Source organism: Rathayibacter sp. VKM Ac-2926 (assembly GCF_022815565.1).
Taxonomy (GTDB): domain Bacteria; phylum Actinomycetota; class Actinomycetes; order Actinomycetales; family Microbacteriaceae; genus Rathayibacter; species Rathayibacter festucae.
In genome coordinates this window covers 1-17,808 of record NZ_JALGRS010000003.1, presented here as the reverse complement: position 1 = coordinate 17,808, position 17,808 = coordinate 1, and the positions used below count along the sequence as shown (strand labels likewise).

Sequence of the window (17,808 nt, the reverse complement as noted above, 5' to 3'; positions counted from 1 at the left end):
CATTCTTTGGTTAGGCTGTCCTTAGTGCACGGCGTCCGTCGCTCGTTGCGCGCCACGACCACAGCCTTCCGAAAGGGAACAATGCCCCGCGCCACCAAGTCGCTCGCGCTCGTCGCGACCGCCCTGCTCACCGTCGGCCTCGCCGGCTGCTCGTCCGCCGCGGCCGGCTCCGACACCGCCGACTCCGGCTTCGAGCCGATCACCATCGAGCACGCCCTCGGCACCACGACCATCGAGTCGCAGCCGGAGCGCGTCGCGACCGTCAACTGGGCCAACCACGAGGTCCCGCTCGCGCTCGGCGTGGTCCCGGTCGGCATGGCCGCCGCGAACTTCGGCGACGACGACGGCGACGGACTGCTCCCCTGGGTGTCCGAGAAGCTCGAGGAGCTCGGCGGCGAGACCCCCGTCCTCTTCGACGAGACCGACGGCATCGACTTCGAGGCCGTGGCCGACACGCAGCCCGACGTGATCCTCGCCGCCTACTCCGGCCTCACCCAGGAGGACTACGACACGCTGACCGAGATCGCGCCCGTCGTCGCCTACCCCGAGACCGCCTGGGGCACCTCCTGGCGCGACACCATCACCTTCAACAGCGAGGCGATGGGCATGGCCGACGAGGGCGCCGCGCTGATCGGCGAGCTCGAGACCGAGATCGAGGAGAAGGTCGCCGCGCACCCGCAGCTCGCCGGCGCCTCGGCGATGTTCCTCACCCACGTCGACCCGACCGACCTCAGCCAGGTCAGCTTCTACACGACGCACGACACCCGCCCGGCCTTCTTCGAGGACCTCGGCCTGACCACGCCCGAGAGCATCGCGACCGCCTCGGCCACCACCGACGCGTTCTCGCTCACCCAGAGCGCCGAGCAGGCCGACGCGTTCAACGACGTCGACGTCATCGTGACCTACGGCGACGACGAGCTCGTCAACACCCTCAAGGCCGACCCGCTGCTCTCGCAGATCCCGGCCGTGCAGAACGACGCCATCGTGCGCCTGCCCTCCACGCCGCTCGGCACCGCCGCGAACCCGACCCCGCTGTCGATCTCGTACGTGCTCGACGACTACCTCGCCATGCTGGCCGAGGCCGCGGACAAGGCGGCGTGATCCACTCCCGCCCGACTGCGTGAGCTCCGACCGCGTGACCCTCACCGCACCTCCCGTCTCGGGTGCCGCCGCCGTGCGGCGCCCGAGGCGTCTGCGCGCCCTCTGGCTGCTCGTCTCGCTGCTGGTGCTGGCCGGCGTCGCAGTGGTGTCGGTGATGATCGGCTCGCGGGACGTGGCCTGGAGCGACGTGGTCGCCGCGCTCGGCGGCTCGACCGACGGCTTCGCGCAGGCCGCAGTCGCGAAGCGCCTCCCGCGCACCGTCCTCGCCGCGATCGCCGGCGCCGCTCTCGGGGTCGCCGGCGTGCTGATGCAGGGCGTCACCCGCAATCCGCTCGCCGACCCCGGGATCCTCGGCGTCAACACCGGCGCCTCGCTCGCGGTCGTCACCGGCATCGTCTTCTTCGGCCTCTCCACCGCGACCGGCTTCATCTGGGTGGCGATCGGCGGCGCGGCGGTCGCGGCCGTCTTCGTCTACGTGGTCGGCTCGCTCGGCCGCGGGGGAGCGACGCCGCTCAAGCTCGCGCTCGCCGGCGCCGCCACCTCCGCCGCGCTCGTCTCGGTGATCAGCGCGATCGTCCTGCCGCGCGCCGACCTCTCGGGCGGCATCCGCTCCTGGCAGATCGGCGGGGTCGGCGGCGGCACCTTCGCGAGCATCGGGCAGGTCCTGCCCTTCCTCGCCGTCGGGCTCGTGCTCTGCGTGCTCTCGGCGAAGAGCCTCAACACCCTGGCCCTCGGCGACGAGCTGGCGGCCGGCCTCGGCGAGCGCGTGGCGCTGGCCCGCGGCGCGGCGGCCCTCGGCGCCGTCGTCCTCTGCGGAGCGACCACTGCGGTCACCGGGCCGATCGGCTTCGTCGGGCTGGTCGTCCCGCACGCCTGCCGGCTGATCGTCGGCGTCGACCACCGCTGGCTGCTCCCGTTCTCCGCAGTCGCCGGCGCGGTCCTCCTCATCGGCGCGGACGTCGTCGGCCGGATCGTCGCGCGCCCGAGCGAGATCGACGTCGGCATCATCACCGCGCTGATCGGCGCCCCCGTCTTCATCGCGATCGTCCGCCGGCAGAAGGTGCGCGAGCTGTGACCGCCGTGCAGTCCCGGCCCGAGGCCCGCTCCGCCGCGCCCTCCGCCACCGCGCTGGCCGTCGCGGCCGGCCGCCGTCGTCGCGGTCGCCGCCGGCGCGCCGTCATCGCCGTGCTCGTCGCGCTGCTCGTCGTCGTCTTCGCCGTCTCCCTGATCGTCGGGCAGACGATCTACTCGCCTGCGGAGGTCGTCCGGGTGATCCTCGGCGAGCAGGTCCCCGGCGCCTCCTTCACGGTCGGGCGCCTGCGCCTGCCGCGCGCGATCCTCGGCCTGCTGGTCGGCCTCTGCTTCGGCCTCGGCGGCGTCAGCTTCCAGACCATGCTGCGCAATCCGCTGGCCAGCCCTGACATCATCGGCATCAGCGCCGGAGCGAGCGCCGCTGCGGCCTTCGCCATCGTCACGCTGTCGCTCGGAGCGACGCAGGTCTCGGTCCTCGCCATCGCGGCCGGCCTCCTGGTCGCGCTCGTCGTCTACGCCCTCTCCTACCGGAGCGGAGTGGCGGGCACCCGGCTGATCCTGATCGGGATCGGCGTCGCCGCGATGCTCGACAGCGTCACCGCCTACGTGCTCTCCCGGGCCGCCGCCTTCGACTTCCAGGAGGCCAGCCGCTGGCTGACCGGCAGCCTCAACGGCGCCCGCTGGAGCGAGGTCGTGCCGGTGCTGATCGCCGTCGTCGTCCTCACCCCGGTCCTGCTCGCCCGCTCGCGCGACCTCTCCGGCACGCAGCTCGGCGACGACACCGCCTCCGCGCTGGGCATCCGGGTGAACCGCACCCGCCTCGTCGTGATCGTCGCCGCCGTCGGCCTGATCGCCTTCGCGACCGCCGCGGCCGGCCCGATCGCGTTCGTCGCCTTCCTCTCCGGCCCGATCGCCGCGCGGCTGGTCGGCCCCGGCCGCTCGCTGCTGATCCCGTCGGCGCTGGTCGGTGCGCTGCTCGTGCTCGTCGCCGACTTCGTCGGGCAGTACGCGCTGGGCCTGCGCTACCCGGTCGGCGTCGTCACCGGCGTGCTCGGCGCGCCGTACCTGATCTACCTCATCGTCCGCAGCAACCGATCGGGAGGCTCCCTGTGACCGCCGAGCACACCCTCACCGTCGACGCGCTCACCCTGGGCTACGGCGACCGCACCGTCGTCGAGGGACTCGACCTCGTCGTCCCGCCCGGCCGGATCACCGCCATCGTCGGCGCGAACGCCTGCGGCAAGTCGACCCTCCTGCGCTCGATGTCGCGACTGCTGGCGCCGCGCGCCGGCACCGTGCTGCTCGACGGCAAGGCCGTGCACAGGACGCCCGCGAAGCAGCTCGCGCGCACGCTGGGCCTCCTGCCGCAGTCGCCGATCGCTCCGGAGGGGATCACCGTCGCGGATCTCGTCGGCCGCGGCCGCCACCCGCACCAGGGGATCCTCAGCCGCTGGAACGCGCACGACGACGAGGCCGTCGCGACCGCGCTCGACGCGACCGACACGGCCGCCCTCGCCGACCGCGCCGTCGACGAGCTCAGCGGCGGCCAGCGCCAGCGGGTCTGGATCGCGATGGCCCTCGCCCAGGAGACCGACCTGCTGCTGCTGGACGAGCCGACCACCTTCCTCGACGTCAGCCACCAGGTCGAGGTGCTCGACCTCCTCGTCGACCTCAACCGCAACCGCGGCACGACGGTCGTGATGGTCCTGCACGACCTCAACCTCGCGGCCCGCTACGCCGACCACCTCGTCGCCCTCGCCGGCGGCACCGTGCACGCCGCCGGCACCCCCGCCGAGGTCCTGACCGAGGACACGGTCCGCGCCGTCTTCGGCCTGGACAGCCGCATCATCACCGACCCCACCTCCGGCACCCCGCTGATGCTCCCGCTCGGCCGCCACCGCCTGACCGCCGGCCCGGACGAGGCCGACCTGCAGCCCCTCGGCTGACCGCCCGGCGCGGGTCTCCTCCCCAGGCGCGAAATCCCTCCGCTCTCCACGAAGTTCAAGCCCTCCCTGACTCTTGAGCAGCAGGGAGGGCTGGAATACCCTGATGACCATGACGAGCGGACCCCGGGTCCTCGCGGCCCGCGCCTACCGGGACGGCACTCCCTGGTGGACCATCGAGATCCCCGAGCTGACGTCGACCGCGCCGAACGGCGTCGAGATCGTCGCGACCGGAGGCGCGGTCTCGACCCGGGGCATCCCGGCCGCCGCCCGCGAGCTCGCCGCCGTGCACCTCGACGTCGGCGTCGACGAGGTGGACGTGCGGGTGAGCGTCGAGGCGCCGCCCGAGGTCCTCGCGATCTGGGACGAGGGTGCCCGCGCCGAGGAGGCGGCCCGCGCCGCCCTGCGGCACGCCGGCGCGCTCCGCCGCGAGGCCGTCCGCACCCTCCGCGCCGACGGCTACACCGTCGAGGCCGTCGCGGCCGCCCTGCGGATCAGCCCCGCCCGCGTCTCGCAGCTCGCGGCCACCCCCGATGCGGGGGACGCCCTCGCAGACACTGCCTGACGAGCCGCGCAACGAAGGCCGAGCGCCCGGGATCGCCCGCGAACGCGCGGATCCGGTCCTCCGGCCTTCGTTCCGCGGACGACTCCGCGCGCACCGGCGCGGACCGGCCGCGCAGACCGTCCGGGGCCCGCAGATGTCGGACGTGTAAACGGTTCCAGACGGCGACCGGGGGGCGTATACGATACCCGGTGTCCGCGCGGACGGCCTGTCGACGGCGGAGCCCACCGCACCCGTGCCCCGACCAGAGGTCCTCCCCGCTGTGACTGCTTCACCGACGCGCCCCGACGCCTCCGCCCTCGGCCGGGCGAAAGCGCTGCTCTTCGACCTCGACGGGGTGCTCACCCCCACCGCCGACGTGCACATGCAGGCCTGGGCCCGCCTCTTCACGCCGTACCTCGAGTCGCGCGGCATCACCGAGGGCTACACCGACGCCGACTACTTCCGGTACATCGACGGCCGCCCCCGCTACGACGGCGTCCGGGCGCTGCTCGCCTCGCGCGGCATCACCCTCCCCGAGGGCTCGCCCAGCGACGACCCCGCCCTCGAGACCGTCTGCGGACTCGGCAACCGCAAGAACGACGCCTTCAACCAGACCCTCGCCGAGAATGGCGTCGCCCCCTACCCCGGCTCGCTCGCCCTGGTCGACGCCGCGATCGCCGCGGGCGTCGAGGTGGCCGTCGTCACCTCCTCGCGCAACGGCGTGCCGGTGCTCGAGGCCGCGGGGATCCGCGACCGCTTCGAGGTCGTCGTCGACGGGCTGCTCGCCGCCCGCGACGCGATCGCCGGCAAGCCCGCGCCGGACACCTACCTGCACGCCGCGCAGCTGCTCGGGCTGACCGCGGCCGAGTGCGTGGTCGTCGAGGACGCCCACTCCGGAGTCGCCGCCGGCCGCGCGGGCGCCTTCGGCCTCGTCGTCGGCGTCGACCGCGGCGTCGGCCGCGACACCCTCCTCGAGCACGGCGCCGACATCGTCGTCGACGACCTGGCCGAGCTGCTCCCCTTCCTCCCCTCCGCCCCCGCCCCCGAGGACGCCGCATGAACCCCATCACCTCCGACCCGCTCGACCGCAACCGGTTCCCGGTCGACGAGTGGTCGCTGATCGAGACCGAGTTCGCCACCGAGCTGCAGGGGCGCACCGAGACGCTCTTCGCGACCGGCAACGGCTACCTGGGCCTGCGCGGCAACGTCGAGGAGGGCCGCGACGGCTACGCCTACGGCACCTTCATCAACGGCTTCCACGAGACCTGGCCCATCCGGCACGCGGAGGAGGCGTTCGGCTTCGCCCGCGTCGGCCAGACCATCGTCAACGTGCCGGACGCGAAGATCATCCGCCTCTACGTCGACGACGAGCCGTTCGTGCTGAGCGAGGCCGACGTCCTCGCCTACACGCGCCGCCTCGACTTCGCGAACGGCGTGCTCACCCGCGAGCTGGAGTGGCGCACCCCCTCGGGCAAGCGCGTGCTGATCCGCTCGCGCCGCCTGGTCTCCTTCACCGACCGGCACCTCGCGATCCTCGACTACGAGGTCGAGATGCTCGACCACGACGCCTCGGTGCTGATCTCGAGTCAGATCCTCAACCGCCAGGACGGCGTCGACGAGTACCACGCGCCCTCGGGCAGCGAGGCGGCCGGCTTCGACCCGCGCAAGGCCGAGTCCTTCGAGGACCGGGTGCTGCAGCCGCAGCTCAAGCGGGTCAGCGGCACGCGCTACCTGCTCGGCTACCGCACCACCAACTCCCGGATGACCGTCGCCTGCGGTGCCGAGCACGTGCTCGAGACCGAGAACGAGTGGGATCAGACCTCCCAGATCGACGACGACCTCGCCAAGCACGTCTACCGGGTGAAGGCGAAGGCCGGCGTCCCGGTGCGCCTGGTGAAGACGCTGACCTACCACACCTCCCGCGGGGTCCCCGTGCGCGAGCTGGCCGACCGCTGCGACCGCACGCTCGACCGCGCCCGCGAGACCCCGGTGGAGGAGCAGTTCACCAAGCAGCGCGAGTGGCTCGACGACTTCTGGACCCGCTCCGACGTGCAGATCGACGGCCAGCCGGCGATCCAGCAGGCCACCCGCTGGAACCTCTTCCAGCTCGCGCAGTCCACCGCCCGCACGGACGGCGGCGGCGTCGCGGCCAAGGGCGTCTCGGGCTCCGGCTACGGCGGCCACTACTTCTGGGACACCGAGGTCTACGTCCTCCCGTTCCTCAGCTACACGGCGCCGCTCGTGGCGCGCAACGCCCTGCGCTTCCGCCAGAACATGCTCGAGGCGGCCCGCTCGCGCGCGGCCGAGCTCAACCAGCGCGGCGCGCTCTTCCCCTGGCGCACCATCAACGGCCAGGAGTCGTCGGCCTACTACGCCGCCGGCACCGCGCAGTACCACATCGACGCCGACATCTCCTATGCGCTGATGCAGTACGTGGGCGCGACCGGCGACGACGACTTCCTCGCCCGCGGCGCGATCGACATCCTGGTCGAGACCGCGCGGATGTGGGCCGACCTCGGCTTCTGGCGCAGCAACGGCGACGACCACTTCCACATCCACGGCGTCACCGGGCCGGACGAGTACACGACCGTCGTCAACGACAACCTGTACACGAACGTGATGGCCCGCTCGAACCTGCGCGCCGCCGCCCGCGCCGTCGAGCTGCTCAAGGCCGTCGAGCCGTCGGCCTACGAGCGGATGGTCGCCCGGCTGCTGCTGGACGAGGACGAGGTCATCGAGTGGGCCCGCGCGGCCGACAAGATGCACATCCCCTTCGACGCGCGCGCCGGCATCCACCCGCAGGACGCGGCGTTCCTCGAGAAGGAGCTGTGGGACCTCGAGAACACCCCGGCGTCCAAGCGGCCGCTGCTGCTGCACTTCCACCCGCTGGTGATCTACCGCTTCCAGGTGCTCAAGCAGGCCGACGTCGTGCTCGCGCTGCTGCTGCAGGGCAACGAGTTCACGGCGGAGCAGAAGCGCGCCGACTTCGAGTACTACGACGCGCTGACCACCGGCGACTCGACGCTCTCGGCGGTCGTGCAGTCGATCATCGCGGCCGAGGTCGGCTACAGCGAGCTGTCCCGGCACTACTTCCTCTCGGCGCTGTTCGTCGACCTCGCCGACCTGCACCGCAACACCGCCGACGGCATCCACGTCGCCTCGACCGGCGGCGTCTGGTCCGCCCTGGTCTACGGCTTCGGCGGGATGCGCGACCACGGCGGGCGGATCACGCTCGACCCGCGCCTCCCCGACGACTGGGACCGCCTGACCTTCCGCATCGCGCTGCACGGCACGCGGGTCCGGGTCGAGGTGACCCAGGAGGCGGTGCTGCTGACCGTCGAGTCCGGCGACGCCGCGGCGATCACCGTCCGCGGTGAGCGCGTGCACGTCGAGTCCGGCAACCCGGTCCGCGTCGGCCTCGGCCACCAGGGCCCGCGCCTCACCGGAGCGCCGACCACGTCCGACATCGAGGGCACCCGCCGCTCGGACGGCACCGTGATCACCGCCTCCATCCCCACCATCTCGATGACCCCGGAGCCCGAGGTGCTGACGGGCCCGTAGCCCCTCCTCACGATGGAGCGGCTGCGCCGCGCTCCGCCGCCGAGAGAGCAGTTCGCCCAAGGGGCGCGCTTCATGCTGATCGAGTAGCCCGCGCAGCGGGCGTATCGAGATCCACCACCGCATGCACGCGGGGTCTCGATACGCCCCTTCGGGGCTACTCGACCAGCATGGTGCGCAGCGTGCAGCGCGCAGCGCGCAGCGCGCGTTCTGCCTCGCTCGCCCGCACCGAGCGCCGCCCGACGCGCCTCCGCGGAGCCGCCCCGCCGGCCGCTGCTAGCGTCGCCCGATGGTCATGAGCAGTACTCGGTTTCCCTCGGCGGCGCAGTCGACCGTCGCGGTCGTCAGCGACTACGCGCTCGACTACACCGGCGGCGCGCAGACGGCGATGGTCGCGGAGTGCCGGAGCCTCGTGGAGGCGGGCGTCCGCGTCCTGCTGGTCGTCCCCCGCTCCGCCACGACGCTGCCGCTCGACGGCATCGACGTGCGCCCGATCCCGGCACCCCGGATCCCCGTCGCGCAGCTGCCGGTCGTCCGCGACTCCCGTCGCACCCGGGCCCTGCTCGAGCGGCTGCTCCGCGACGAGGAGGTCGGCGCCGTCCACGTCCACTCCGAGTTCGGCCTCGCGGTCGCCGCGCTGGAGGTCGCCGCGGCGCTCTCGCTCCCCTCGGTCGCCACGGTGCACACCTTCTTCTGGCGCGGGGTGCCCGGTCGCGCCGGCCGCCTGCTGGCGCCGTTCGCCGCGGCCTACGTCGCCGCCGTGACCGGCCGCCGCCCGCGCCCGCGACGCGGCGGCGACGACCGCCTCGGCGAGCTCCTCCGCGACGTCACCCGGAGCGCCGCCGCCCGGGCCGACCTCGTCATCTCCCCGTCGGCCCACCAGGCCGAGGCGCTCCGTCGCGCCGGCCTGCCGCGGGTGGCGGTGCTGCCCAACACCGTGATCCCGCGGGAACCCGGCCCCGGCGATGTCGCGCCGGACGGCTCGGGTCCGCTCCGCCTGCTCTGGGTCGGCCGGTGCGCACCGGAGAAGCGGCTCGTCCCGTTCGTCGAGGCCTGCCTCGCCGTCCTCGCCCGCGACCCCGATGCCCTCCGCGTCGAGATCATCGGCACCGGTCCCTCGCTCGCCCCCGCGATCCGGCTCGCGGCGGGGTCCCCGGCCGTCGTCTTCCGCGGCTTCGTCGAGAACCGCCTCATCGGCGACGCCGTCCGCCGCTCCGACCTCGTCGCCCTGACCTCGTCCGGCTTCGACAATCAGCCGATGGTCGTGGTCGAGGCGCTGCAGGGCGGCCGCGGAGTCCTCTACGTCGACCCGGCCCTCACGGAGGGCCTCGACGGCCCGGGACTTCTCGCGCCCGTCGAGCCGACCGCCTTCGCCGAGTACCTGGAGCGGCTCTGCCGCGACCGCGCCCCGGTCCACGCGGCGGCCGCGGCGGCACGGGACGCCTTCACCGATTTCGCGCCCGAGGCGCACGCCGCGGCCGTCCTCGCGCTCTACGGCGCAGCGCGCGAGATCGCGGGTCTGCGCGCCGCGCAGGAGTAGCGCGGCCGGGCGTCAGGCCGTGGCGACCAGCGCGCGCACCGCGGAGGTGAAGAACGCGAGCCCGTCCACGCCGGAGCGCATCGCCGCCGGGGTGTCCGGGCCGAAGCCCGGCTCGACCGCGTGCTCGGGGTGCGGCATCAGGCCGACGACGTTGCCGCGCGCGTTCGCGACTCCGGCGATGTCGTTCATCGAGCCGTTCGGGTTCGCGCCGAGGTAGCGGAAGACCACGCGGCCCTCGCCCTCGAGCTCCGCGAGCGTCTCGGCCGAGGCGATGTAGCCGCCCTCGCCGTTCTTCAGCGGGATGGTGATCTCCTGGCCGGCCTCGAAGTCGCTGGTCCAGACGGTGGCGGCGTTCTCGACGACGAGCCGCTGGTCGCGGCAGACGAAGGAGCCGACGTCGTTGCGGATCAGGCCGCCGGGCAGCAGGTGCGCCTCGGTCAGCATCTGGAAGCCGTTGCAGATGCCGAGGACGGGGGTGCCGGCGTTCGCCGCGTCGATCACCTCGCGCATGATCGGCGAGTGCGAGGCGATGGCGCCGCAGCGCAGGTAGTCGCCGTAGGAGAAGCCGCCGGGCAGCACGATCGCGTCGACGCCGTCGAGGTCGTGATCGCCGTGCCAGAGGGCCACCGGCTCCGCGCCGGCGAAGCGGACCGCGCGCTGGGCGTCGCGGTCGTCGAGCGAGCCGGGGAAGGTGATGACGCCGATCCGCATGATCACGCCTCCGGGTAGTGGATGCCGACGACGTCCTCGATCACCGAGTTCGACAGCATGTCGTCGGCCAGCGCCGTGATCGAGGCACGGACCTCGTCGGTCACCTCGTCGACGGTGATCTCGAAGCGCTTGCCCACCCGCACGCCCGTGACGGCGGAGTGGCCGAGGCGCGAGAGCGCGCCGGCGACGGCCTTCCCCTGCGGATCGAGCAGCTCGGCCTTGGGCATGACTTCAACGACGATCGTGGGCACCGTGTTCTCCGGAGTCTCGAGGGGCTGTGCGGATCTCCGCGAGCCCATCGTACCCGCCCGGCTTTCCGGCGATCCGTCCCGTCATCGCCCGTCTCGACGGGCCTTCCGCTCAGGCCGCCGCGGTCACCCGCAGGGTGTTCGCCCACGGGTCCTCGAAGGACAGCGTCCGCCCGTCGTCCGCGGTCGCGACCTTCGCGCTGCGCAGGCGCTCGCCGAGCGCGCCCAGATCGTCCGCCGCCGGCACGACGATCTCGACCTGCCCCAGCCCGAGCGCGAGCTGCCGCCGCCCGGCGCCGAGCGAGTTCCAGGTGTTCATCGCCATGTGGTGGTGGTAGCCGCCGGCCGAGACGAACAGCGCCTGCCCGCCGTAGGCGATCGTCGTCTCGAAGCCGAGGCGGTCGACGTAGAACTCCTTTGCCGTCGCGACGTCGCCGACGCTGAGGTGCACGTGGCCGACCGAGGCGCCGCCGAGCCGCGGCTGGGCGATGGCCTCCTCGGTCAGGTGCTCCCGGAGGAACGCGTTCGGGTCGAGGAAGAGCGTCGACATCTCGATCCGCCCGTGCGTCCAGGACCACTGAGTCCGGTCGCGGTCCCAGTAGAGCTCGACGCCGTTGTGCTCCGGGTCGTCGAAGTAGAACGCCTTGCTCACCAGGTGGTCGGAGCTGCCGGTGAAGGAGCCGGGGTGCCGGGTCGCGACGCTGTGCACGGCGGCGGCGAGCGCCGCCTCCGACTCGAAGAGGATCGCGGTGTGGAACAGGCCGGCGCTGCGCGGGGCCGCGTGCCGCAGCTCCGGCGCGTGCTGGAGGATCACCGCCGGGACGCCGCCGCGGCCGAGCACCGCGACCGAGCCGTCCTGCGAGAGCAGATCGAGCAGGACGGCGTCGCGGTAGTAGGCGACCATCGCGTCGAGATCGGCGACGCGCAGGGTGACCGCCCCCATCACGGTGTCGGGGGCGAGCAGGTCGGGCGAGGAGGTGGTCATGCCGGTCATGCTAGGTCCAACTCAGTTGTAGCCACAACTATTTCCTCGCAAGAGGAAGTTGGAGGAGGGGGCGCCGCCGGGTTCATAGGATCGCCATAGGCAGTGTCCAGCCCGCGCGATGCGGCGGGTCGTCGAATGGACTCCGGTCGCCGTCAGGGGCGGCCCCGGCCACGAGGACGCATCATGAACGAGTCACCCGAATCCCACAGCGCCGAGCGCGAGCCCGCTGCCACCGCGACGGACCCCACCGGCGCCGAGGAGCGCCAGGCGCTCCGGACCGACGACCGCCGCCGCCGCCGTCGCGCCCTGATCGCCGGCGGTGCCGGGCTCGCCCTGCTGATCGGCGTCACCGCGGGCGGCGTCTCGCTCGCCGGCCGCTCCGAGTCCGCCTCGGCCGCCTCGTCGAGCGCCGCCAGCACCATCGTCTACCCCGGCGGCTCCCGCGGCTCCTTCGGCGGCGGCATCGTCGTGCTGCCCTACTCGGGCGGGTCCTCCTCGGGAGACGGCTCCGGCAGCGGGTCGGTGTACGGGTACGGCTCGGGCGGCACCGGCTCGGGGACCTCCGGTTCCACGTCGACGTCCACGGCGACCGACGCCGTCCCCGCGAGCACCGCGCAGACCGCCGGCGTCGTCACGATCACCTCCGACCTCACCTACGAGGGCGCGACCTCCGCCGGCACCGGCGTCATCCTCACCTCCGACGGCATGATCCTCACCAACAACCACGTCGTCGAGGGCTCCACCAGCATCACCGTCACGGTCGAGAGCACCGGGCAGGCCTACACCGCCCGCGTCGTCGGCACCGACAAGACCAACGACGTCGCCGTGCTCCAGCTCGAGAACGCCTCGGGCCTCACCCCGGCGACCCTCGACACCGACGGAGTCGCGGTCGGCGACGCCGTCACCGCCGTCGGCAACGCGAAGGGCACCGGCAACCTGGTCGCCGCGGCCGGCACCGTCGAGGCCCTCGGCCAGAGCATCACCACCCAGGCCGAGACCGGCATCACCGGCGAGAAGCTCACCGGCCTGATCCAGGTCGACGCGGACATCGTCGCGGGCGACTCGGGCGGCCCGCTGGTCGATGCGGCCGGGAAGGTCGTCGGCATCGACACCGCCGCCTCCAGTGGAACCGCGGACATCACCGGCTTCGCCATCCCGATCTCGAAGGCCCTCGACATCGTCGCGACGATCGAGGCGGGCGCCGACACGTCGACCGTCGCGATCGGCTACCCGGCCTTCCTCGGCGTCTCGCTGCCGTCCAGCACGACGGCGGGCACCGCCTCCGGAGCCGTCTCGGGCGCGAGCGCCGCGGCGGGCGCCGTCATCGCCGGCGTGATCGAGGGCACCCCCGCTGCCGCCGCCGGTCTCGTCGCGGGCGACGTCGTCACCGCGGTCGACGGCACGGCCGTCACCTCGGGCGACGCCCTCTCCGCGGACCTGGCCCAGCGCGAGCCCGGCGAATCGGTCACCCTCACCTGGACCACCGCCGCCGGCACCTCGCAGTCCGCGACCGTCACCCTCGTCGAGGGCCCGGTCGCCTAGGAGCGGTCCGCTTCGCGGGCTCGTTCATCAGCGAGAAGCATGCTGGTCGAGTAGCCGCGGACCGGCGTATCGAGACCCGCCGTGCCCAGCAGGGCGGTCTTCAGACCCGCGTGCTGACGGGGGTGGATCTCGATACGCCCGCTGCGCGGGCTGCTCGATCAGCATGGACGGGCCGCTGCGCGGGCTGATCCGCGCGCATGAACAGGGCTGAGCGCGCCGCTCCATCCGCGGCGAACATGCTGGTCGAGTAGCCGCGCAGCGGCGTATCGAGACCCGCCCCGCCAGCACGCGCACGCGGCGCCAGCGCACCCACCGCGACGCGCCGTTGTTTTGAACTATTCAACACAACTCGGTAGCCTTGTCCTCATGACGATGACGGACGACCGGCTGAGAGCCTCCGGGCTCAAGGCCACCGCGACCCGGCGGGCCGTCCTGCAGGCGCTCGAGGGGCATCCGCACTCCGACGTCGATCAGATCCTCGCGCGGGTGCGCGTCGATCTGCCCGACGCCTCGGCCCAGGCCGTGTACGGGGTCCTCGCCGCCTTCACCGAGGCCGGCCTCACCCGCCGCATCGAGCCGGAGGGCCACGCCCGCCGCTTCGAGCTCCGGGTCGGCGACAACCACCACCACGTCGTCTGCCGCAGCTGCGGCGCCGTCGCCGACGTCGACTGCGTCGTCGGTCAGGCGCCCTGCCTGCACCCGTCGTCGTCGAGCGGCTTCGCCATCGACACGGCCGACATCACGTTCTGGGGCACCTGCCCCGACTGCCTCGCGCAGGCCGAGACCCGGCCGGCGCCCGCCATCACCGCCGCGGAGGGCGAGACAGCGCTCCGCCGACAGGAGGACTCATGACCGAGGAACGATTCACGACGACCGATGCCGGAGCCCCCGTCGCCAGCGACGAGCACTCGCTCAGCGTCGGAGCCGACGGCCCCATCGCGCTCCACGACCACTACCTCCTCGAGAAGCTCGCGCAGTTCAACCGCGAGCGCATCCCGGAGCGCGTCGTCCACGCCAAGGGCGGCGGCGCCTTCGGCCGCTTCGTCACCACCGGCGACGTCAGCGCGTACACCCGCGCCGCGCTGTTCCAGCCCGGCGTCGAGACCGAGATGCTCGCCCGCTTCTCCACCGTCGCCGGCGAGCAGGGCTCGCCCGACACCTGGCGCGACCCGCGCGGCTTCGCGCTGAAGTTCTACACGAGCGAGGGCAACTACGACCTCGTCGGCAACAACACCCCGGTGTTCTTCCTCCGCGACGGCATCAAGTTCCCCGACTTCATCCGCTCGCAGAAGCGCCTGCCCGGCACCCACCTGCGCGACCACGACATGCAGTGGGACTTCTGGACCCTCTCGCCCGAGTCGGCGCACCAGGTCACCTGGCTGATGGGCGACCGTGGCCTGCCGAGCTCGTGGCGGCACATGGACGGCTTCGGCTCGCACACCTACCAGTGGGTCAACGCCGCCGGCGAGCGCTTCTGGGTGAAGTACCACTTCAAGACGAACCAGGGCATCGAGATCCTCAGCCAGGAGCAGGCCGACCAGATCGCCGGCGAGGACGCGGACTTCCACATCCGCGACCTGTCCGCTGCGATCGACCGCGGCGACCACCCCTCGTGGACCCTCTCCGTCCAGGTCATGCCGTACGCCGACGCCGAGTCCTACCGGTTCAACCCGTTCGACCTCACCAAGGTCTGGCCGCACGCGGACTACCCGCTGATCGAGGTCGGCACGATGACCCTCGACCGCAACCCGGAGAACTACTTCGCGCAGATCGAGCAGGCGACCTTCGCCCCCTCGAACTTCGTGCCCGGGATCGAGGCCAGCCCCGACAAGATGCTGCTCGCGCGCATCTTCAGCTACGCCGACGCGCACCGCTACCGCGTGGGCACCAACCACGCGCAGCTGCCGGTCAACGCCGCGAAGTCGCCGGTGCACTCGTACTCGAAGGACGGCGCTATGCGCTTCGACTTCCAGCGCTCCGAGGTGCCCGTCTACGCGCCGAACACGATGGGCGGCGCGCACGCCGACCCCGCCCGCGCGGCGGAGGGCCCCGGCTGGGAGACCGACGGTGCTCTCACGCGGGCCGCGGCGACCCTGCACCCCGAGGACGACGACTTCGGCCAGGCCGGCACGCTCTACCGCGACGTCCTCGACGACGACGCCAAGGCGCGCCTTGTCGCGAACATCGCCGGCCACGTCTCCAAGGTGACCCGCCCGGAGCTGCGCCGGCGCGTGCTCCAGTACTGGGCGAACGTGGACAGCTCGCTGTCGCAGCGCGTCGCCGAGGCCCTCGAGCCCTCCGCCCCCGGTGCGGACGTCTCGCCGGAAGAGGTCGGCATCCACGCCTGACCCCTGGTGCGCGGTACCGGCTGATCCCGGTGCCGCGCACCTCCGCCCGGTCCCCCGGACCGAGCGCCCCCGAGCAGCGGGCGGCGCGGGCTGTCGCATGCGGCCCCGCGCCGTCCGCTTCCCCGTCCGAGGGAGTCATCCCTTCGAGCGCGGCCGCGTCATCCCGGGAAACCGAGGCGTCGCTGCCAGTCGGCGAGCACCTCCCCGCTGACGTCGAAGAGCTCGCTGCCCCGGTGCGGAGCATCGATCTCGGTGCTCGTCACGCGCACCCCGTTCGGCAGGATCTCCACGATCGCGGCTCCCGAGGCGGCGATCGACCGCTCGTGCTGCGGCCCGGCGAGGACGTCGGTCCGATTCGCGGAACCGGGAGCGACCACCACCGGAGCCGGGTGGGTCGTGTCGACGAAGGCGTGGTGCCAGTGCCCGGCGAGCACCGCCAGGAGCGTCGAACCCTCGACCGCCTCCCAGAAGTCGTGCGGATTCGCGAGTCCCATCCGCCGGTGCAGCGGGGTGACCGGCTCGATCGGCGGGTGGTGCAGCACCACGACCGTCGGCGTCTCCGGGTCCTCGGCCACTCGATTCCGCAGCCACGCCAGCGTCGGCTCGGCGAGGAGTCCCCAGGACGCTCCGCCCGGAACGGAGGAGTCGAGCACGAGGATCCGCACCCCGCGCACGACGACCTCTGTGTTCCAGGCCCCGTCGGAGCCGAAGCCCTCGCGGTCGTCGTGATTGCCGAGGGCGAGCACGAGCGCGGCATCCCGCTCGGCGCACCACTCCTCGAGCCTCGCGCGCAGAACCCGGTAGGACTCGGCATCGCCGTCATCGCTCAGGTCGCCGGACACCACGACGGCGTCGAGGTCGGCGACGGCGGAGTGGGCGGCGAGCACCGCGTCGAGTGCGGCGCGCGGATCGACGATGCGGTTGTACCGGGCAGCGGGGTCGGCGAGCAGGTGCGTGTCCGAGAGGTGAAGGATCCGCACGGCGCGGGGAGCGGACTCCTCGAGGATCGCGTCGGCCCGCGCTCCCGCCGCCTCGATCCGCTCCGCGTTCCGCTCGTCGGGCCCGTCGGCCCAGGCGATCGCCTCCTCCAGGGTCTTGCCGAAGCGGAGGTGCCGCGCGACCAGTCGCCGTCGGCGGAGGGCCGGCTCGACCCGCAGGTGCAGCGTCAGATCGAGGAGGCCGGCGACCTCACCCCAGCCGTCGTCCTCGAGCAGCAGGTAGTTGCCCTCGACCAGGACGACGGTCCGCTCGCCCACGAGGAGGGCGAGGGAGTCCGGCACCGGCTCCTCGATCGTGCGATCGAAGGAGGCGACCCGCACGGTGTCGCCCGGCTGCGCGGTCCGGAGACTCCGCAAGGCCCCGAGGAATCCGACGACATCGAAGGTGTCCGGCGCACCCATCCGCTCACGCCGGCCGAGTTCGCGCAGACGCTGCTGGGGCAGGTGGTACCCGTCGAGCGGGAGGACGAGCGCGCCGGGAAGGCGAGCACGCAGCCGCTCGGCGACCGTGGACTTGCCGGCGCCCGGCGATCCGGTCACTCCCACCAGGAGGAGACGCCGGTCCGACGCCGCCGTGTGGATCGCGGCGACCGCCTCCTCGAGGGAGGCGAGCAGGGGACGGGGCTGGTCGGGGAGAGACATGCGCCCATTGTGGCCAGCAGTGCCGGGGCAGAAGAGGCCCGACCGGGCGATCGGTGGAGAGCTCCGGCATCCGCGCCCTGGGGAGGACCCCCAGCGCGACACGCCCGGGATGAGCGGTTTCGGGGGCCCGGTTTGACAGTGCCGGGATCGGGCCGTAACTTATTCCAAGTCGCCACACAGGCCGCAGGGAAACGGAAGAACAGGGCTCCTCAGGGAGCACGGTTCGACGTCCCGGCCTCATTCGGCACCATCCACTCGGCAAGACAGTCCTTCGGGTCACGTCTGCCGCACGGATGTAAAGCCTTCGCAGGATCCCTCGGGTCCAGCAACTTCGCCGCCCGGCGACGGACTCAGGTCCGGAACCGAGCAACGTCGGAGCGCCTACGAGCGCAACGACATCGCGAAGAAGCCGGATTTGACACGGCCTGCGGATGTGCTAAGTTAGTCAAGTTGCCACGGCGGCTGAGAGAACAACTTCTCCAGCTTAGCGAAGTCTTCCGACTAAGGCAACATCTTCGATCACTTCCGTTGTGAAGCACCTCTTCTGGTGTGGAGGCGGGATGTGTCCGATTCTTGAGAACTCAACAGCGTGCACTATGTTCAATGCCAAATTTAT

At 72.6% G+C, this 17,808-nt stretch carries 15 protein-coding genes; 11 read left to right on the top strand and 4 right to left on the bottom strand.

Going from position 1 to position 17,808, the window contains the following annotated elements:
* The first annotated feature begins 81 nt into the window (after positions 1 to 81).
* The 8 genes from MT351_RS04435 (at position 82) to MT351_RS04400 (ending at position 9,718) form a co-directional block, all read left to right on the top strand.
* Entirely contained in the window at positions 82 to 1,101 is a 1,020-nt protein-coding gene (locus MT351_RS04435) for an iron-siderophore ABC transporter substrate-binding protein (protein WP_132437440.1), read from the top strand.
* A gap of 19 nt (positions 1,102 to 1,120) precedes the next feature.
* Positions 1,121 to 2,176: an iron ABC transporter permease gene (locus MT351_RS04430; protein ID WP_243581362.1), complete on the top strand. Its 1,056-nt coding sequence runs from the start codon at positions 1,121 to 1,123 to the stop codon at positions 2,174 to 2,176.
* Positions 2,173 to 3,246 (top strand): FecCD family ABC transporter permease, encoded by a 1,074-nt coding sequence (locus tag MT351_RS04425; RefSeq protein WP_374204747.1) that lies wholly within the window; start codon positions 2,173 to 2,175, stop codon positions 3,244 to 3,246. Before MT351_RS04430 ends, MT351_RS04425 begins: the two co-directional genes overlap by 4 nt.
* Positions 3,243 to 4,079: an ABC transporter ATP-binding protein gene (locus tag MT351_RS04420; protein ID WP_123705976.1), complete on the top strand. Its 837-nt coding sequence runs from the start codon at positions 3,243 to 3,245 to the stop codon at positions 4,077 to 4,079. Before MT351_RS04425 ends, MT351_RS04420 begins: the two co-directional genes overlap by 4 nt.
* Positions 4,080 to 4,188: 109 nt before the next feature.
* Positions 4,189 to 4,641: a hypothetical protein gene (locus MT351_RS04415; RefSeq protein WP_132437441.1), complete on the top strand. Its 453-nt coding sequence runs from the start codon at positions 4,189 to 4,191 to the stop codon at positions 4,639 to 4,641.
* 259 nt (positions 4,642 to 4,900) lie between these two features.
* Entirely contained in the window at positions 4,901 to 5,680 is a 780-nt protein-coding gene (locus tag MT351_RS04410; protein ID WP_132437442.1) for an HAD family phosphatase, read from the top strand.
* The gene (locus MT351_RS04405) at positions 5,677 to 8,181 is read left to right on the top strand and encodes a glycoside hydrolase family 65 protein (RefSeq protein ID WP_132437443.1); all 2,505 of its coding nucleotides are present in this window, start codon (positions 5,677 to 5,679) and stop codon (positions 8,179 to 8,181) included. The genes MT351_RS04410 and MT351_RS04405 overlap by 4 nt, the downstream gene beginning before the upstream one ends.
* 286 nt (positions 8,182 to 8,467) lie before the next feature.
* Positions 8,468 to 9,718 (top strand): glycosyltransferase family 4 protein, encoded by a 1,251-nt coding sequence (locus MT351_RS04400; RefSeq protein ID WP_243581361.1) that lies wholly within the window; start codon positions 8,468 to 8,470, stop codon positions 9,716 to 9,718.
* Between the two features lie 12 nt (positions 9,719 to 9,730).
* Here the strand turns inward: MT351_RS04400 and purQ are convergent, their stop codons facing one another.
* The 3 genes from purQ to MT351_RS04385 form a co-directional block, all read right to left on the bottom strand.
* Positions 9,731 to 10,429 (bottom strand): phosphoribosylformylglycinamidine synthase subunit PurQ, encoded by a 699-nt coding sequence (purQ, locus tag MT351_RS04395; protein WP_123447083.1) that lies wholly within the window; start codon positions 10,427 to 10,429, stop codon positions 9,731 to 9,733.
* Between the two features lie 2 nt (positions 10,430 to 10,431).
* Positions 10,432 to 10,680, bottom strand: a complete 249-nt coding sequence (gene purS / locus MT351_RS04390; RefSeq protein WP_132437445.1) for a phosphoribosylformylglycinamidine synthase subunit PurS — start codon at positions 10,678 to 10,680, stop codon at positions 10,432 to 10,434.
* A 109-nt stretch (positions 10,681 to 10,789) separates the two neighbouring features.
* Positions 10,790 to 11,662: a VOC family protein gene (locus MT351_RS04385; RefSeq protein WP_374204746.1), complete on the bottom strand. Its 873-nt coding sequence runs from the start codon at positions 11,660 to 11,662 to the stop codon at positions 10,790 to 10,792.
* A gap of 183 nt (positions 11,663 to 11,845) precedes the next feature.
* Here MT351_RS04385 and MT351_RS04380 point away from each other — a divergent pair, with 183 nt between their 5' ends.
* The 3 genes from MT351_RS04380 to MT351_RS04370 all read left to right on the top strand — a co-directional run bounded on the left by MT351_RS04380 (position 11,846) and on the right by MT351_RS04370 (position 15,552).
* A complete protein-coding gene (locus MT351_RS04380) occupies positions 11,846 to 13,204 on the top strand; it encodes a S1C family serine protease (protein WP_207901761.1) in 1,359 nt (452 codons plus the stop codon).
* A 366-nt stretch (positions 13,205 to 13,570) separates the two neighbouring features.
* Positions 13,571 to 14,056, top strand: coding sequence for a Fur family transcriptional regulator (locus tag MT351_RS04375; RefSeq protein WP_185019989.1), 486 nt, complete (start codon positions 13,571 to 13,573; stop codon positions 14,054 to 14,056).
* The gene (locus tag MT351_RS04370; RefSeq protein ID WP_123705970.1) at positions 14,053 to 15,552 is read left to right on the top strand and encodes a catalase; all 1,500 of its coding nucleotides are present in this window, start codon (positions 14,053 to 14,055) and stop codon (positions 15,550 to 15,552) included. The genes MT351_RS04375 and MT351_RS04370 overlap by 4 nt, the downstream gene beginning before the upstream one ends.
* 158 nt (positions 15,553 to 15,710) lie before the next feature.
* On the opposite strand, the gene MT351_RS04365 is transcribed toward MT351_RS04370, so the two are convergent.
* A complete protein-coding gene (locus tag MT351_RS04365; protein WP_132437447.1) occupies positions 15,711 to 17,192 on the bottom strand; it encodes a metallophosphoesterase in 1,482 nt (493 codons plus the stop codon).
* Positions 17,193 to 17,808: the final 616 nt, after the last annotated feature.

Coding starts and splice junctions, on each gene's coding strand:
- MT351_RS04435 (WP_132437440.1), top strand. CDS start 82: ATGCCCCGCGCCACCAAGTCGCTCGCGCTCGTCGCGACCGCCCTGCTC.
- MT351_RS04415 (WP_132437441.1), top strand. CDS start 4,189: ATGACGAGCGGACCCCGGGTCCTCGCGGCCCGCGCCTACCGGGACGGC.
- MT351_RS04405 (WP_132437443.1), top strand. CDS start 5,677: ATGAACCCCATCACCTCCGACCCGCTCGACCGCAACCGGTTCCCGGTC.
- MT351_RS04400 (WP_243581361.1), top strand. CDS start 8,468: ATGGTCATGAGCAGTACTCGGTTTCCCTCGGCGGCGCAGTCGACCGTC.
- purQ (WP_123447083.1), bottom strand. CDS start 10,429: ATGCGGATCGGCGTCATCACCTTCCCCGGCTCGCTCGACGACCGCGAC.
- MT351_RS04385 (WP_374204746.1), bottom strand. CDS start 11,662: ATGACCACCTCCTCGCCCGACCTGCTCGCCCCCGACACCGTGATGGGG.
- MT351_RS04380 (WP_207901761.1), top strand. CDS start 11,846: ATGAACGAGTCACCCGAATCCCACAGCGCCGAGCGCGAGCCCGCTGCC.
- MT351_RS04375 (WP_185019989.1), top strand. CDS start 13,571: ATGACGATGACGGACGACCGGCTGAGAGCCTCCGGGCTCAAGGCCACC.
- MT351_RS04370 (WP_123705970.1), top strand. CDS start 14,053: ATGACCGAGGAACGATTCACGACGACCGATGCCGGAGCCCCCGTCGCC.
- MT351_RS04365 (WP_132437447.1), bottom strand. CDS start 17,192: ATGTCTCTCCCCGACCAGCCCCGTCCCCTGCTCGCCTCCCTCGAGGAG.